The organism is Pandoraea pnomenusa, from assembly GCF_000767615.3.
Taxonomy (GTDB): Bacteria; Pseudomonadota; Gammaproteobacteria; order Burkholderiales; family Burkholderiaceae; genus Pandoraea; species Pandoraea pnomenusa.
Genome location: NZ_CP009553.3, coordinates 2,660,049 through 2,675,685 on the forward strand (window position 1 = coordinate 2,660,049; position 15,637 = coordinate 2,675,685).

The 15,637-nt window shown below is 64.9% G+C and carries 16 protein-coding genes; 12 read left to right on the forward strand and 4 right to left on the reverse strand.

The genetic code is table 11. The features are described 5' to 3' along the window. Window positions 1-12: 12 nt before the first annotated feature. The 4 genes from LV28_RS35875 to LV28_RS35890 all read left to right on the forward strand — a co-directional run bounded on the left by LV28_RS35875 (window position 13) and on the right by LV28_RS35890 (window position 3,523). Entirely contained in the window at window positions 13-1,428 is a 1,416-nt protein-coding gene (locus LV28_RS35875; protein WP_025249157.1) for an OmpA family protein, read from the forward strand. 173 nt (window positions 1,429-1,601) lie between these two features. Then, window positions 1,602-2,270 (forward strand): lytic transglycosylase domain-containing protein, encoded by a 669-nt coding sequence (locus LV28_RS49515; protein WP_080738851.1) that lies wholly within the window; start codon window positions 1,602-1,604, stop codon window positions 2,268-2,270. Between the two features lie 64 nt (window positions 2,271-2,334). Continuing rightward, window positions 2,335-3,126 carry a hypothetical protein gene (locus LV28_RS35885; RefSeq protein ID WP_051610633.1) on the forward strand — a complete coding sequence of 264 codons (792 nt, stop codon included), beginning with the start codon at window positions 2,335-2,337 and terminating at the stop codon, window positions 3,124-3,126. Between the two features lie 16 nt (window positions 3,127-3,142). After that, window positions 3,143-3,523: a hypothetical protein gene (locus LV28_RS35890; RefSeq protein WP_023595972.1), complete on the forward strand. Its 381-nt coding sequence runs from the start codon at window positions 3,143-3,145 to the stop codon at window positions 3,521-3,523. 37 nt (window positions 3,524-3,560) lie between these two features. Here the strand turns inward: LV28_RS35890 and LV28_RS49520 are convergent, their stop codons facing one another. Next, complete coding sequence (locus LV28_RS49520; RefSeq protein WP_023595973.1) at window positions 3,561-4,307, reverse strand: prepilin peptidase; 747 nt, start codon at window positions 4,305-4,307, stop codon at window positions 3,561-3,563. Between the two features lie 80 nt (window positions 4,308-4,387). Then, complete coding sequence (locus LV28_RS35900) at window positions 4,388-4,768, reverse strand: OsmC family protein (protein WP_023595974.1); 381 nt, start codon at window positions 4,766-4,768, stop codon at window positions 4,388-4,390. A gap of 255 nt (window positions 4,769-5,023) precedes the next feature. On the opposite strand from LV28_RS35900, the gene LV28_RS35905 reads away from it, so the two are divergent. Next, the gene (locus LV28_RS35905; RefSeq protein ID WP_023595975.1) at window positions 5,024-5,413 is read left to right on the forward strand and encodes a hypothetical protein; all 390 of its coding nucleotides are present in this window, start codon (window positions 5,024-5,026) and stop codon (window positions 5,411-5,413) included. A 103-nt stretch (window positions 5,414-5,516) separates the two neighbouring features. Here the strand turns inward: LV28_RS35905 and LV28_RS35910 are convergent, their stop codons facing one another. Together LV28_RS35910 and LV28_RS35915 are read right to left on the reverse strand one after the other, a co-directional pair. Then, on the reverse strand, window positions 5,517-6,887 hold the full coding sequence (locus LV28_RS35910; RefSeq protein WP_038617555.1) for an APC family permease: 1,371 nt from the start codon (window positions 6,885-6,887) through the stop codon (window positions 5,517-5,519). 148 nt (window positions 6,888-7,035) lie between these two features. After that, on the reverse strand, window positions 7,036-7,893 hold the full coding sequence (locus tag LV28_RS35915) for an alpha/beta hydrolase (protein WP_038617553.1): 858 nt from the start codon (window positions 7,891-7,893) through the stop codon (window positions 7,036-7,038). A gap of 125 nt (window positions 7,894-8,018) precedes the next feature. On the opposite strand from LV28_RS35915, the gene LV28_RS35920 reads away from it, so the two are divergent. The 7 genes from LV28_RS35920 to LV28_RS35955 all read left to right on the forward strand — a co-directional run bounded on the left by LV28_RS35920 (window position 8,019) and on the right by LV28_RS35955 (window position 15,478). Then, entirely contained in the window at window positions 8,019-8,801 is a 783-nt protein-coding gene (locus LV28_RS35920; RefSeq protein WP_023874356.1) for an AraC family transcriptional regulator, read from the forward strand. Between the two features lie 107 nt (window positions 8,802-8,908). Next, a complete protein-coding gene (locus tag LV28_RS35925; RefSeq protein WP_023595979.1) occupies window positions 8,909-9,373 on the forward strand; it encodes a RidA family protein in 465 nt (154 codons plus the stop codon). Beyond that, complete coding sequence (locus LV28_RS35930) at window positions 9,370-10,764, forward strand: adenylosuccinate synthetase (RefSeq protein ID WP_038617551.1); 1,395 nt, start codon at window positions 9,370-9,372, stop codon at window positions 10,762-10,764. Before LV28_RS35925 ends, LV28_RS35930 begins: the two co-directional genes overlap by 4 nt. Beyond that, on the forward strand, window positions 10,754-11,374 hold the full coding sequence (locus tag LV28_RS35935; protein WP_174234921.1) for a pyridoxamine 5'-phosphate oxidase family protein: 621 nt from the start codon (window positions 10,754-10,756) through the stop codon (window positions 11,372-11,374). The genes LV28_RS35930 and LV28_RS35935 overlap by 11 nt, the downstream gene beginning before the upstream one ends. Window positions 11,375-11,490: 116 nt before the next feature. Further along, window positions 11,491-12,426, forward strand: coding sequence for a LysR family transcriptional regulator (locus LV28_RS35940; RefSeq protein WP_023595982.1), 936 nt, complete (start codon window positions 11,491-11,493; stop codon window positions 12,424-12,426). A 536-nt stretch (window positions 12,427-12,962) separates the two neighbouring features. Then, entirely contained in the window at window positions 12,963-14,810 is a 1,848-nt protein-coding gene (locus LV28_RS49155; protein ID WP_503423036.1) for a YadA family autotransporter adhesin, read from the forward strand. 29 nt (window positions 14,811-14,839) lie between these two features. Continuing rightward, entirely contained in the window at window positions 14,840-15,478 is a 639-nt protein-coding gene (locus LV28_RS35955) for a YadA family autotransporter adhesin (protein ID WP_048806345.1), read from the forward strand. Window positions 15,479-15,637: the final 159 nt, after the last annotated feature.

Consider the following 15,637-nt stretch of genomic DNA (forward strand, 5'->3'; position numbering starts at 1 on the left):
CAGTCTGCAGTGATGCATTCGAATTCCCGCCCGGCGCGCAAAGCGCTCGCATGCACGATCCTCGCGCTGGGATGCGCGCTGGCGCTCGCCGGTTGCCACAAGAAAGCGCCCGAGAAAACCTCGGAGCCGTCACTCGATTCGAACGCCGCCTCCGCGCCGGCCTCGCCGCAGTCCAGCGCATCGAGTGCGCTGGGTGCCACGCCTGCCGCGGCGGCGCCGGCCACGCGTGAGGCCGGCGATGTCAATGTCGCATCGCTGCCTCAGGGCGCCTTCGCGCTGAACCAGAAAAGCGACGACGACGCCTGGTTCCGTCTGCTCAATGACGTCCCCGATTCGACCGGCATTCAGGACAGCCGGAATCCGTACACGATCTCGATCGCGCTGCCCGGCAACGCCACCATTCACGCCTTTCGCTTCGTGGCGAGCAATCAGGTCAAGGTCACGCCGAACCACCTGAAGGTCGAGACGTCGGGGGCCTCGGCCGACGGCCCGTGGACCGTTGCATATGATCAGGATGTGCCGGGCGCTGCCGATATCGCGCCGGGCAAGGTCATCGAGGCGGAGATGGCGGCGCCCGTCACGGCCCGCTGGCTGCGTTTGACGCTGTCGTCGCCGCCGGGGGCCGCGCCCTATGGCATCGGCCTCACGCAGTTCGCCGCACTCGGAAAGTTCGACAATGCCGAAGCCTCGGTGCGCAATGTCGCCGGGCTATATCACTTTCCGCTGAATTTCGGCTCTGACGGTTACGTGCTGCTCAAGCAACAAGGCGCCGGTATCGACGGCTGCTATTTCGAAGCCGTGCGCGGCGGCGGCAACGGCGTGCGCATCGGCAAGCTGCTGGGTACGATCTCCGGCGGCATCGAGCACGGCGGCGTGCTGCGCTTTACCCGGACCGAAGCCGACAGCAACACGGTCACGCCGGGCATCATGACGTTCGAGCCCAATGGCAAGCACGTCTATACGGCGCTCATGCTGGGCGACACGCGGGACTTCGATCACGTCAAGGAAGTCGGTGGCAATCGCATCGGCGACAGCGCGCTGGAGTGCAAGGTCGGCAATGCGTCGCCCGCCGAAGCGCAGCTCGAGAAGACGGGCAAGCTGGCGCTCTACGGCGTGAACTTCGATCTCGACAAGGCGACCTTGCGTGCCGATGCGAAGCCGGTGCTCGACAATGTGGCCGGCATTCTCAAGGCACACCCGGACTGGAAGATCGAGATCGGCGGCCATACCGACTCGACCGGTTCATCGGGACACAATCAGACGCTCTCGACGCAACGCGCCGAGGCCGTGCAGCAATACCTGACGGCGGCGGGCGTGAAGGCCGATGGATTGAGTGCGAAGGGGTACGGCGACACGCGCCCGATGGCACCGAACAGCAGTGAGCTCGGCCGGTCCCAGAACCGTCGCGTGGAACTGGTTCGGCAATGAGGCGAGATAACCCGCGACGTTGGCACGATGCTCTGCGGATGGCGGGCGTGGCCTGGCTGCTCTCGCTCCCGGCATTGGCAACCGCGGGAGGGGTCGTTTATATTGTCGGCGGTTCGGGCGCAGGCGCGGGGGCGCCAGCCCGGAACGTGACGAAAGCCGTAACGGCGAGCGGCATGGCCGGAACTGCCACGCCTGCGGGAAGGGCACGCGGGGTACTCTTGAGCGGTGCGGCATTGCAAACCGGATCTTCGGCGTCGAACGGCATCTTCGTTGCGCCGTCTTCCGCGCGCAATGCCTGCGAGGGTTGCGATTACCGTGCGTTTTCCGCATTGATCGGCGCGGCCGCCAACGCAACGCGCATCGATCCCGCGCTGGTCGCGGCGGTGATCGACGTGGAATCGGGTTTCGATCGTTCCGCGCGCTCGCATGCCGGTGCCGGCGGGTTGATGCAACTCATGCCGGGCACCGCAACGAGCCTCGGGGTGGCGGATGTCACGGACCCGATGCAGAACGTGGTGGGCGGCACGCGGTATCTTGCCCAGTTGCTCGACCGGTTCGGTGGCAACGTACCTTATGCGTTGGCGGCGTACAACGCCGGGCAGGGGGCGGTGATCCGCCACGGCGGCATTCCGCCTTACGCCGAAACTCGGGCGTACGTCCCGAAGGTGCTGGCGCGCTACCAGCATTACACCCGTTTGAACGCGGAAGGTAGCACGGAGATGCCCCGTGCGCAGAACGCAATGAGAGCGCCGACAAGTGCGCTCCGTAAATTCCAACCAGATGACGGATCGGCTTTCCGGGGTGAACGAGCGCACGCGCAATTGATCGATTACCGCCGCTGACGCAACGCGCCGGCGGCGTAACGAAATTTGCCGTGCATGCCCACCATTTTGGAGAACGTTCGACATGAGTTCGACAACCCGTCTTCGACGCAAGGCACTACTGGGCCTCTGTCTCGGCACGCTCGCATCGGCCGCCTGGGCAGGCGCATGCGACGCCCCATGGATGCATGAGGGTGGCGGCTTCACGCTCAGCGCGCAACCCGGCGCGCGCGCCACGCGCACCACGCGCACCACGCGCTTCACGCTCACTCAATTCAAGAAGGACAACGGCGACCGATGCAGCGGCAAGCTCACGGCGCGCACTTCGATGACCGTGGGCGGGCGCAACTTCGACAGCGAAAGCGCAGTCGATCTGAGCATCGACCACGGCAAGGTCCAGGCGCGCGGCACGACGGGCAGCAAGCTCCCGGGCGACAAGCACGGCAAGGGGGTGGACTCGCTGGCCGGATCGACGTCCGTCGAAGGCAGCGGGCTGATGAACTACATCGGCCAGGTCTCCGCGCCCGGCCAGCGCCTGCCTGCCATGAAGATGACGCACAACATCAACGCGCAGATGGCCGCCATGGGCGCCAACATGGGCCAGGTGCGCATCCCGCAAATGACCACGCAGACCTCGGAACGCTCGGTAGGTGCCTCCGAAACGCTTCAGACGGCGGGCGGGCGCCTGTCGTGCTGGCCGATCAGCTATGAGCGGTCGACTGACACCGGCAACGTTCAAATGCCCGGCATGACGCGCCGGGGCAACACCACGACACGTATCGTCGACCATTTCTGTCCCGCGACGGGACTGGTGATGCGCCAGGACATCGAGCAGGGCGGCGAACGCTCGTCGCTGGTCGTCACCGATATTCACTAACCCACGACGGAGTCTCATGACGATGATGCAAAAGACGACCGCGCGCGCATGGCTCGCAGCGGCGGCCTCTGCCCTGGCAATGGCGGCACAGATGGCGCACGCGCAAACCGCGGAACAGACGAAAAAGCTGGTCGCGACGGGCGTACAATTCGCGGCGAGCGACGCGCACGTATCGATGGCGCTTTGCGGCGCCGATGCCAAACGCGTTGAGGAAATGAAGGCGAATGCCAAGCGCGAATTCGCCGACGACCCGAATTTCGAAGCCGACTGGGCTCGCGGCTGGCAAGCGGCTCAGCGTACGATCACGGGAGCCAACGAAGTCAAGGCCAAGAACCCGTCGGAGTACGCCAGTACGCGTGAGGACATCTGTCGCGACGCGATGGCACCCAAGTCCTGAGACGGAGGTCGGCGCGGTCGCGCATCGCGAGCGCGCGTCAGACGACGGGCAGCGCCAGCGGCCCGACAAGCAGCGAGACCACGCCGGCGATGGCAAGAAATGGACCGAAGGGGAAGGGATTCTCCCGGTCCATTTTTTTGAGCGCGATCAGGGCGAGGGTCGTGACTGCCGCGACGACCGACGAAACCAGGATCATCTCCAGCAGATGGCCGGTACCAAGCCAGGCGCCCAGCGCCGCGAGCAGCTTGAAGTCGCCGAATCCCATGCCTTCCTTTCGTGCCAGCAGGCGAAACGCCCAGTACAGGACCCAGAGCACGCCGTAACCCGCTGCCGCGCCGAGCACGGCCGATGCGAGCGGAGCGAACGTGCCTTGCACGTTGACGAGCAGGCCTGCCCAGAGCAATGGCAATGTCAACACGTCTGGGAGCAACTGGTGCTCCAGATCGATCATGGCCAGTGCCACGAGCAGGACACATAATCCCGCCGCCGCCGCCCCCTTGAAGTTGATACCGAATACCGCCAACGACGCGCCAATCAGAGCGATGCACATCACGATCACCCACCAGAGCCTCGCAGTGCCCAGCGAGGCGCGCAGCGTGATCGGCGGCGCCGGAGCGAGCACCGGTGTCTGCACCGACGTGTGCCCGAAAGTGCCGAGGTAGTCCTCAACGTCCGCGTGAAGGCGTCGCTCGACGGCCCAGGGAACGTGACGAATGAGCGCGTCGGCGCTCAGACCGGCCACCAGGCCGGTTGGAATGGCGATGAAGGGGATCGAAAATTCCACGCGAGCGTGTCTGCGATTGAGTGAATGGGGGGGAGGAGCACGCCTGGCATCGAGATCCGCGGGGGCGCAATGTGCCGTGTTCAAGCCAAATGCGTGTCGATCGGAATACCGGACTTCAACGTGAGCGTCACGGGCGTGCGCTCTGCAATCTCGGCCAGGCGTGCCTTGCCGGCGTCGTCCAGCCCTTCGATCGCCAGTGTGCGCTCGATTCGACGCTCGTCGCCGCCGACGATGCGTAACGACACGTCAAGCGACGTCAACGGCCAGCCTTTACGCTGCGCATACATCTTGAGCGTGATCGCGGTGCAGGCGCCGAGGCTGGCAAGCAGCAGGTCGTACGGTGCAGGACCGACGCCCTGGCCACCGAGTGCCGGTGGCTCGTCGGCCGTCAGGGAATGACCACCGACGACGATGTCGGTGCGGTATGGCGTCGATCCGATGTGGGCAGTGCCGTGCGTCATGGGGTGGGTTTCCTTGGGCGGAGAGAGCGGGAGAATCCGAGACCGTATGCGACATTGTAAGAGCCGTCGCACGAATCATCGCAGAAGTAATCATCTGAAATCTACCTGCCCCCGCCCGTTACGGATCGTTACCCGATTTCCCTGGCTTCGCGCAAGCCGATTTCCTATAGTCTCGACAGTGGCAGCCAGCGTTTTCCGGCGCTGCCGTGCGGCCCCGAAGGGGCATACGATTCCCCACTTGCAGGAAGGTGTTCCATGGATGTTCAGCAACTTGTTTCCGAATTTCTGGCCTCGGAGCATGGCGATCAGGCGACCCAGGCGCTTGCGGCCCAGGGCATTAGCGGCGATGACGCCCAGCAGATGTTGAGCGAGGCGACGCAAGCCGCTCACGCCAATGCGGAAGAGCAGGGGGCGGGCCTGATGGGCGAGCATGCCGGAAAGAGTTTCTTCGCCGCGTTCGCCGCCGGTCTCGTGCGTGGTGACGGCTTCCTCAAGTCGCTGGGGGAAGGCGGCGAAGGCGTGTTGACGGGCCGCGTTGCCGAGTCGCTTGCCGCCCGCATGGGGATCGACCCGGCGACGGCATCCACTGTCGCCGCGGCGGCCACCCCCTATATCGTGTCGTTCCTCAAGGAGAAGTTCGCCTGAGCCGAACATCGGCTAGCGCTCTCGGCGTCATCCGGGAGCATGATGCAAAAAGGGCTGCCATATGTCGCCATATGCAGCCCTTTTCGCATGCCCCCGGCTCTGCTCAGCCCGGCGACGCGCGCCAGATCTGTTTGCGGTTGGCCAGCAGCGGAATGACCCCGATGGCGATGCCGCCCATGCCCACGACATTGGTCACCCAGTCGAATGTCGGAATACTGTAGAGCGCAATGAAGAAAAGGAACAGGCCGCTGGCCACCGGCCAGATCACGTGGGTCACGGCTGTCCACGGCCCCTTCGTGATCGTCTTGCGGTAGTACCACCCGCAGGCAAGCCCGGTCAGCCCCAGGTAGAAACAGATCTGGAAACCAATGGCGGTGATCGAATCCTGCAGGATCACGTTGATCGTCGGCAGGTACGAGGACATCAGCAACAGCGCCATGCCCGCGACCCAGATGAAGAAGATGGCAATGTGGGGCGTTTGCCAGCGCGCGTGCAGGCGCGCATAGCGGTGGTGGAGCGCGCCGTCGCGGCTCTTGGCGAACAGCGTGCGCGTGAACTGCAGGACCTGCGTCTCGACCGTGCCCACGGTGCTCAGCAGCACCGCGACAATGGCCACGTAGCCCCACGTTTGACCAAAGAGCTTTTCCGAAATGGCGAAGATGATATTCGTGTTGTAGTGCTGGATCTCGGCGTCGGACAGGCCAAGCAGCGTGATGACGATGAAGACGAGGAAAAACACCATGAGGAAAACCATCGACCAGAAGGCCGCGCGCCCGGGGGTGCGGTTCGAGTCTCGCGTCTCCTCGCTGAGGTTCATCGTCACGTCCCAGCCGTAGAAGAAGAAAATCGCCACCAGCGCGCCGTTGGCGAACTGCGCGGGCGTGAACGCCAACGGCGAGAACCAGTGCAGTTCGAACGGATGTTGGGGGGCGTGCGGGAAGACCAGGAAGCTCGCCACGATAATCGCCAGCAGGATCACGCCTTCGACGATCGTCATGAGCACCTGCACATAACTGGTGAGCTTGATTCCCTTGACGACCACGGCACTCACGACGGTGAGCCACGCGGCGGCGATCAGCGTCACGTAATGGACGTTGTTCATCATCGGCCGATCGAAGATGAGCAGCGTGGCGTTGGCCGCCGGAATCATCGCGGACACCATGAACACGCAGCAAAGCACCAGCAACGCCCACCCGGCAAAGAAGCCGAGCGTGCGGCCGAATACCATGCTGACCCATGAGTAGGAGGTGCCGGCACTCGCCACGGCGCGGTTCATATTGATGAACGCGAAGGCGATACCGAACATGATGAGCCCGCACACCAGAATACTTGCGGCAGAGAGCGTGCCGGACGTGCCGATGATGGTCGACGTCGTGATCTCGATGCTGTAGGCCGGCGCCGTGCCGGCAATGCCCATGATCACTGACTCCACGAGGCCCAGCGAATTGGCGTTGAGCTTGACGGGCTGATCCATGGGTGTTCGACTCGGCGTAGTTGACGATGGCTCCTTTTACTCTCACCTGAACCCGCACGCAAGTAGGGACTTGCCAGACTATCGACGCTTTCTCCACGCGGCCCCGTTCAACGGCGCGGGGCGCACGCCGGCGTGCGGGCGAGGCGGGTCAGCGCCCCCGGATCATCGCGAGAATCGCCGTCGAAAGATCGCTGCCGGATTCTCCGACACGGTCGACGGCGTCGAAATGGTGGCCGTCACGCTGGCGCACGACCTTGACGTCGAGCCCATGATCGTCGAGCCGCGTCTGGAATTGCGCCTGAAGCCGGTGAAATTCGTCGGATTCGTCGCCACCCACACTGAGAATATAAGGCAGCGGCACGGGGGGAAGATGATGGATGGGACTGAAGTCGGCCACTTCGGACGGATCGAGCCGAACCGCCTGGTTCAGGTAGCACAGGCGGATCGGCTCGAGGTCGTAGAGCCCGCTGATGGCACACGCCCCCTTGATCAGGTTCGCGGGGGCATCGTAGACCGTCCAGTCGGTGCCGGTCAGCACCGCTGTGAGATGCCCGCCCGCCGAACTGCCGCATACGTACAGCGCATCGCGGTCGATGCCGAGCGCGGTCGCGTTGCGATACAGGTGCAGTAGCGCCTGGCGATTGTCCTCGACGATGTCGCCCATGCGCACGTTCGGTGCAAGGCGATAGTTCACCACGGCGAAGTTGATGTCGTTGGCCTGATACAGGCCTGCGAGCGCGCTGAAATCGGACTTGTCGAGCGACTGCCAGTACCCGCCGTGAATGAACACCAGCGTTGGCCTCCCGGTGCGCTGCGCGGGGAACAGGTCGTAGGTCTGCTTCGCGTCGTCGCCATAGGCGACATCTTCCCTGAACGTCGTGGCGCGGCGGAAGGTTTCCCCCGTGCGAGCCCAACGCGAGAATATCTCGAGATGATCGGGAATTCCTGCGCGTACGTTGTACTGAAGGTCGAGCGCCTCTTGATCAAACGAACGGTAAACCGGCATGCTAGCCTCACTCATCGAAATGGAAGTCGAATTCGCGCCGCGTGGTGGCGACGCAATGTCCGAATCTAAGAGAGGTGCGCCCCAGCCGCGCGCGAACAAGTGTCAATCGATGCCGAGGTTACGCCATGTTTGGAAAAAGTGAGAACCGGGACGACTATCAGCGAATTCCGCGCCCGGTGGGCGGCATGGCGCGCGACTTGCCCGATCGGTTCTTCATCGACGATCACGAGCACGTGCGTGGGCAACTGATCTACGCAAGCTCAGGCTCCATCGTTGTCACCACGTCCAAGGGGACGTGGGTCGTGCCGCCGCTTCGTGCCGTCTGGGTGCCGCCCGGCGTTCGCCATTGCATGCAGGCCGTCGGCGCCATCGAAATGCGGACGCTGTACTTCGACCCGGCGCACTCGCCGCTTGCGACGGGCGACTGCTGTGTCGTGTCGGTCTCGGCGCTGCTGCGCGAGCTCATCGCGGCGGTCACGCGCATGCCGCTCGATTACGCGCTCACAGGCCGCGATGCCGCCGTCGTGGATCTGTTGTTTCACGAGATTCGACCCGTGGGCGTCGAGCCGTTGCATCTGCCGATGCCGTCGGACGAGCGCATTGCGCGCATCTGCCGGTGGATCCTCGCCAATCCGGCGGAAGAGACTTCCGTGGCGGCCTGGAGCAAAGTCGTCGGAGCTAGCGAGCGGACCATCATCCGCCTGTTTCCCGAGCAGACGGGCATGACCTTCACACGCTGGCGGCAACAGGCCCGGCTGCTCGAGGCGGTGCAGATGCTCAGCGCCAATCGCCCGGTCACCGACATTGCCTCGTCGCTGGGCTATGACAGCACCAGCGCTTTCAGCGCCATGTTCCGAAAGGCGCTCGGCTGCACGCCGACGGAATTCTTCCGCATCGACGCCGCCTGACGCCAATCGGCGTCGGCGCGACAAACGTCGGCGTTGGCGCGACATTTTCCGTAGACCGGATCGCCCAGAATGAATGGCCGCCGTTGCGGCGCCATTCAGGAGATCCCATGAACGTCTACGAACGCATCACCGCCGCCGGGCTCGAGCTGCCGAAACTCACGCTCGCACCGGCCCCTTTCAAACCCTTCAAGCTGCATGGCGATACGCTGATCGTCTCGGGACAACTGCCGGTGCGCGACGGTGCGCCGGTCTGCGTTGGCAAGGTGCCGTCGGACGTCTGCGTCGACGACGCGCGACTCGCCGCGCGCCTGTGCGTCATGAACGTGCTGGGCTGGGCCCACGTGGCAACAGACGGCCGGCTCGAGCGCGTCGCAGGCGTGTTGCGGGTGGGGGGCTTCGTCGCGACCTCGGAAGGCTTTGCCGACGCGCCGTCGGTCATCAATGCCGCGTCGGATCTGCTGACGCACATTTTTGGGCACGCGGGCGAGCACGCGCGCATTGCCATCGGGGTGGCCAGCCTGCCGCTGAATGCCCCCGTCGAAGTCGAAGCGACCTTCGCGCTGGCGTCATGAAGACACGCACGGGGTTTGCCGACGTGCTGGTCGGCATGCAGTACGGCGACGAAGGAAAGGCCAAGATCGTCGACCGGATCGCCGGCGACTATGACATCGTGGCGCGCTTCAACGGTGGCGCGAACGCCGGGCATACGGTGCAAACGCCGCAAGGACAGGCACGGCTTGCGCAGATCCCCTCCGGCGTGTTTCATCCGGGCCTCTCGCTCTACATCGGCTCCGGATGCGTCGTGAACCTGATAAAACTGGCCGATGAAATCGCATCGCTCCGGGACGCGGGGACACGCATCGACGGGCGGCTTTACGTCAATGAACGCTGTGCGGTCATCCAGCCGATGCACCTCGACTTCGACGCCAGGCACGGTGCGGGCATCGGAACGACGGGCAACGGCATTGGCCCGTGCTATGCCGACCTGGCACTGCGATGGCACCGCGGGATGCGCTCGGTCGTGCAGGTTCGCGATCTCGTGGCCGATGACGCCGGCGCCTTCGAGCAGATGCTTCGATACGCGGCGCAGTTCGACGACGCACCGGCCGCACGCGCCGCCACGGCAGACAGGCTCGCGCGCATGCGCGCCGCCTGGCGAACATTGCGGGAGACGATTGTCGTGACCGACACGCTCTGGCTGACGCACCGGGTCAAAGCCGGGGCGCGCGTGTTGTTCGAAGGGGCGCAGTCGGTCATGCTCGATGTCGCGGGAGGTGAACAGCCCTACGTCACATCGAGCCATACGGCGCCGGCGTTCGCATTCGTGGGGGGCGACCTGTCCAACCGTTATCACCGCAAAACGATCGGCGTGGCAAAAGCGATCGTCTCGCGTGTGGGCGAGGGGCCGTTTCCCACCGAATTCGGCGGCGAGCGCTCCGCCCGGTACTGCGCGGACGCGGCGCTACGCGGCACGGGCTGGCGCGAGGAGCGCGACCGCTTCGACGCGGCGTCGATGCTCGCGTCGGAAGACGACTTCGACATGGGAATCGGGCTGCGCATGCTGACCGGCGAATACGGCACGGGCAGCGGGCGGCCACGGCGCCTGGGGTACCTCGACCTTGCGGCGCTCGCGAACGCGGTTGAGCGCCATGCGGTGGACGAGCTCTATCTGAACAAATGCGATTGTCTTTCGTGGTTTGCGAAGACGCATGCGGGAGAGGTGCCGGTCCTGGGCATCGCCCTATCCGAGGGCGGCCGAAGTGTCCCCGCGATTCGCCGTTTCACGGCGTTCGAAGCATTGCCGCGAAATGTCCGCCGCCCGGAAGATCTGCCGGGCGCACTCCAGGCACTGCTGCAAGCCGTGGAACAAGCCACGTCATGCCGCATTGCCGGGATCGGCCTGGGCCCGGGCCGCGACCAATTGCTCACCCTTTCAGAAGGAGACGGCGCTCATGACGCCTGACTATCTCGATCCCGAAATGCGCCGCACCGATCTCGCGTGGACCGACTGGCCCGCCATCGAAGCGTTCCTGCGCGACGAACTGATCTGCCGGGTGGCAGTCAACGACTCACCGCATCCGTATGTCGTCCCGCAGAGCTTCACGTTTGCCGGCGATGCCTTCCTGATTCACTGTTCGCGCTTCGGAAAATTCGCAAAATTGCTCGCCGAGAATCCCCGCGTTACCCTGGTGGTCGACCGTCCGGTCGCGTTGCTCAAAGCGCCAAAAGGGCAGAACACGAGCCTGGAGTATTACAGCGTCATTGCGCGATGCAAGGCGATCATGCGCGAGCAAACGCAAGACGTCATTTCGCATCAGAATGCCGCGCTCGATAAATTCCGGCCGGAGAAGGATTACACGCCGATCGAGTCCGGTGCGGCGAATCAGATCGTGGCCATCCGCTGCGAAATCGAACGGCTGAGCGCCAAGAAGCGCATCCTCGCCGACGGCCAGTATTCGCCGCCGGGACAGCCTCAGGCGCCGTACATGCGCTTTCCCTTCGAGCGCGGCGCGTCACTGTCCGGCCTCGCAGACGACGCGTTTGATCCGGACCGATTTCGTCCTGCGAAGTAGCCGTATGCGAGCGCTCCGATGAATCGGTCCGCAGGGGCTCGGCATGCACATGGTCGGGGCGGCATACCCCTTGCCATCGTGCAGCGGGCCGCCGGATTGCTGATAAGATCGCCCGCATGGATTTACTGGCCGCCATGCGCATCTTTGTTCGGGTTGTCGAGCGGGGCAGCATGTCCGGTGCGGCACGCGATCTCGGCATCGGACAGCCCGCCGTCAGCGAACGCATTGAACGACTGGAACAGTACCTCGGGGTACAGTTGCTTCGTCGCAACTCGCGCGCGCTCGCCTGCACGGATGAAGGGCTGTTGTTTCATACGAGGTGCCAGCATGTGCTGGACGCTGCCGAGGAGGCTTGCGCGGCCGTCGCCAAAGGTGCGGACGGGATCTTCGGCACGGTGCGCATTGCGGCGCCGCAATGCTTCGGGGGCGTCGTGCTTCCCCGGGCGCTCCTGCGCATCCGGGAGCTGCACCCGCGATTGTGCATCGAGCTCGTCCTGAACGATCTCGTGGTCGACCCGGTGACCGAGGGCGTGGACATGTCGCTACGGCTGGGGGCTACGGGCGAGGGAAACTTCATAGCGCACCCCCTCGGCCACGTGCGTCGAATGCTGGTATGCGCGCCGGACTACCTCGCCCGCCATGGCGACATCGCGTCCCCCAGGGATCTGGCAAACCATCCGTTCATTCACGTCAAAGGGCAGTTCAATAACGAGCACCTGCCGCTGATCGGTGCACGACAAAGCGAAATGCTCGTCCCCATTCGCCCGTGCATCGTCGTCAGTCACTGGCGGCCGATGTACGAAATGTTGCTGGCCGGCGCCGGGGTGGGAGTGGTTCAGGAACCTGCTTGCGCGGACGCCCTTGCCGTCGGCCGTCTCGTTCGGCTGCTTCCATCGCACGCCGTGCCCGCCGTTGAACTCAATGCTCTCGTCCCCGCCGCGCGGCCCGTGCCATTGAAAACGCAAGCGGTCGTGGCGATCCTCAAGGCGCACTTGCCCGGGGCTGCCGCGCTGGGAACCGGCCCGTTAACCGGGCCGGGCCAGCCCATCTGAGCCGGGCGCAACGCTCGCGCCGCACCAGCGCCGACCGGCGTTTTCAACGATCTCTTGGTTTTTCCAATACGTGTCATCGGTCGCGTCGGCCAGCCACGCCTTCCGCTTCGACACTAGCCTCATGTTGGCCAACGCCTTCCGTCTGGTGCCCATCCGAACAAGGGTGCAGGGGGGCAATTTCACATCAACGATGGGGATCGAGAACGATGGGAAAACCAATCAAGATTGTGAGAAGCGAGCGGTTCGGAGCGCATGGGACGGCCGCCAAGCAAATCACTTACCGGGAAGTGCCCGCGCGCAGCACTCGTCATCGTTTGCTGCACGCTGTCCTGGGGACCGCTGCGTTCGGCTGGCTCGCAGCGTCGTCCTGCGTCCAGGCCACCACTTATACCACTTACTGCCCGTCAGTTACGCCCGGTGCAGGCCCGGACGGCATCGTTCGAGGCGATTCCGCCAAACCTGTCGACGGCACGGGCATTTGGTCGAACGTGATCGGATGCTCGGCCAGTGCCAGCGGCAAACTGGGCGTTCAGGTGATGGGCCCATTTTCGACTGCCACGGGTAACGGTGCCGTTGTGATCGGGTTCAGCACGACCGGCGCGCAACGGGCTACGGCCGTGGGGATGGCGGCGCGCGCCACTGGCATGGGGTCGACGGCACTCGGGCAATGGGCGAGCGCGACCGGCACCGGAAGCATCGCGATCGGTGGAAGCGACGCCTCCAACACGGCGGCGGCGGGTGCACAGGCCCCGGGCACGAATGCGATTGCGATCGGCGGGGAGTCTCGTGCGGCCGGTGCCAGCGCCATCGCGCTGGGCAGAAATGCCATCGCCACCAATGCGGGTGACGTGGCCCTCGGTGCTGGCGCCAGGACCGCCGTGGCCGTCGGCACGAGCGGCACGACGCTCGGTGGCAAGACATACACGTTCGCGGGCGCAACACCATCGGGCACGGTCAGCGTCGGCGATACCGGCAAGGAGCGGACCATCACCAACGTCGCAGCCGGTCGGGTCGACGGCACCAGCACCGATGCGATCAACGGCTCGCAATTGTTCGCGACATATCAGGCGCTGCTGTCTGCGTCACCCGCCGCAGGCGCCGTCGAGTACGACAAGACGCCTGAGGGCACCATCAACTTCAGTCGCGTGACGATGAATCCGGCCGGATCCCCCACGACCGTTACCAATGTCGCGCCCGGCAAACTGAGTCCCTCGAGTACCGATGTCGTTAACGGGGCGCAGCTCTACGAGACTAACCAGAATCTGCGAAACATTGCCGGCGATGCAGGACAAGCCGGCACAGACGCCAACGGTGTCGGTATTCGCTATGTGCGCACAAACGACACGGGGCTCGATCGCAAGGACGCGTCGGCACGGGGGCAGGGCAGCACCGCAGTCGGGTACAACGCCCTGGCGGGTGCGGCGAGCGCCCTCGCCGTCGGAAGGGAGGCTCAGGCGACCGGTGCGCAAGCGATTAGCCTGGGCAATGGCAGTGTCGTAAGCGGTGCGCAGGCGGTGAGCCTGGGGGGATCGAACATCGTCAGCGGCGATGGCGCAATCGCGATCGGGAGTCGGAATGTCCTGGTACCGGCGAACGTCCTCGCACTGGGTAACGGCATCGCGGTACGCGACGCGACTCTTGCCGGCGCGGTCGTCCTGGGCAACGGATCGACCGCGACCGCTGCGGTGCCGATTCAGGGGCTCGTCGTCGACGGGATGGTCCATTCGTTTGCGGGCGGCCACCCGGCGCCCGGCGATGTGCTGAGCATCGGCAGTGTCACCGCGCCGCGCCAGATCCAGAACGTCGCGGCTGGCCGCCTGACGCAGGACAGCATCGACGCGGTCAATGGGTCGCAGCTGTACGTGACCAATCAACTGGTGCGGGCGCTTGACGAGGCTGTGAAAAATATCGGCGAAGGCGGCAATCGCGCCAAGTACTTCAATGCGAATGGCGGCGTGGCTCCGCCGCTTCCCGATTCACTTGCCGCGGGTCCCGGCAGCGTGGCCGCCGGGCCGATGGCGCTCGCCAAAGGCGTCGATTCCACCGCCGTCGGCAACGGTGCAATTGCCGGCGAGGATGGCGACGTTGCGCTGGGCGCGGGTGCCCTCGCGGCCCAGGGCAGACAACGCTATGTCGGTGACTATTCCGGCGCGATGAACGACACCGTGGGCTCGGTCGCGGTGGGCGCCGCGGGCGCGGAGCGGACCATCAGTCATACCGCCGACGGCCGCTTCGATACCGACGCGGTGAACAAGCGGCAACTGGACGGCGCCGTCAGTCGAGCCGTCGCGCTGGCCATCGGCCTTACCAATCAGACGCTGGTCAAGAGCAGCAACTCGCCCGTCAGCCCGGCCCCCCCCTCACGCGGCGCGACGGCAGCCTGAACGAGATTCGGCACGATATCGCGCATCGCATGGATGGCAACGGCGAGATGTTCAAGATCAATCCGGGCAAGACGATCCAGCCGCCAACCAGGGCGTCCGGCGAAAACTCGATGGCCGTTGGCACCGGCGCCGAGGCGTCCGGCGAGAACAGCGTCGCTGTCGGCAATGGCGCAAAGGCGAGCGGCAACCATTCGACGGCGCTGGGCAATGGAAGTCGCGCGTCGGCGACGCAATCCGTTGCGCTCGGCGCGGGCTCGGTGGCGACCCGCGACAACACGGTTTCGATAGGCATCGCAGGCGGGGAGCGGCAAATCGCCAACGTTCGGCCGGGAACCGCCGGAACGGATGCCGTCAACGTCAACCAGCTTCGCGCCATTCACCGCGACTTCAGTCAGCAACTCGCCGGCGTGCGAGGGGACATGCAGCATCTGGAGGGAGAACTCAGCGCCGGCATTGCGGCCGCGATGGCCATGGCAGGACTGCCTCAGGCAACCGAACCAGGCAAACACATGTTCAGTTTCAGCGGCGCCACCTGGCGGGGAGAAGGCGGTCTGGCGATGGCATTGTCGTCGGTTTCCGCGGATGGCCGGTGGGTGCTGAAGGGCGTGGCGAACACGTCATCGCGCGGGGACGTTGGCGCGTCGGTGGGCGTGGGCTTCCTGTGGTGAGTCGCATTGGGAGACGGCGCTCGTATTAATCCGTGTTCACTTTTGGGGGCACCCAAAAATAGCATCTTGGCGTAACTTCGATTGCGCACGACATTTTCCAGCGCGCCCCTCCGCTTTTGGCGTCCGATATTGATGTAGGCGGTGCCGATCCCGGGACCG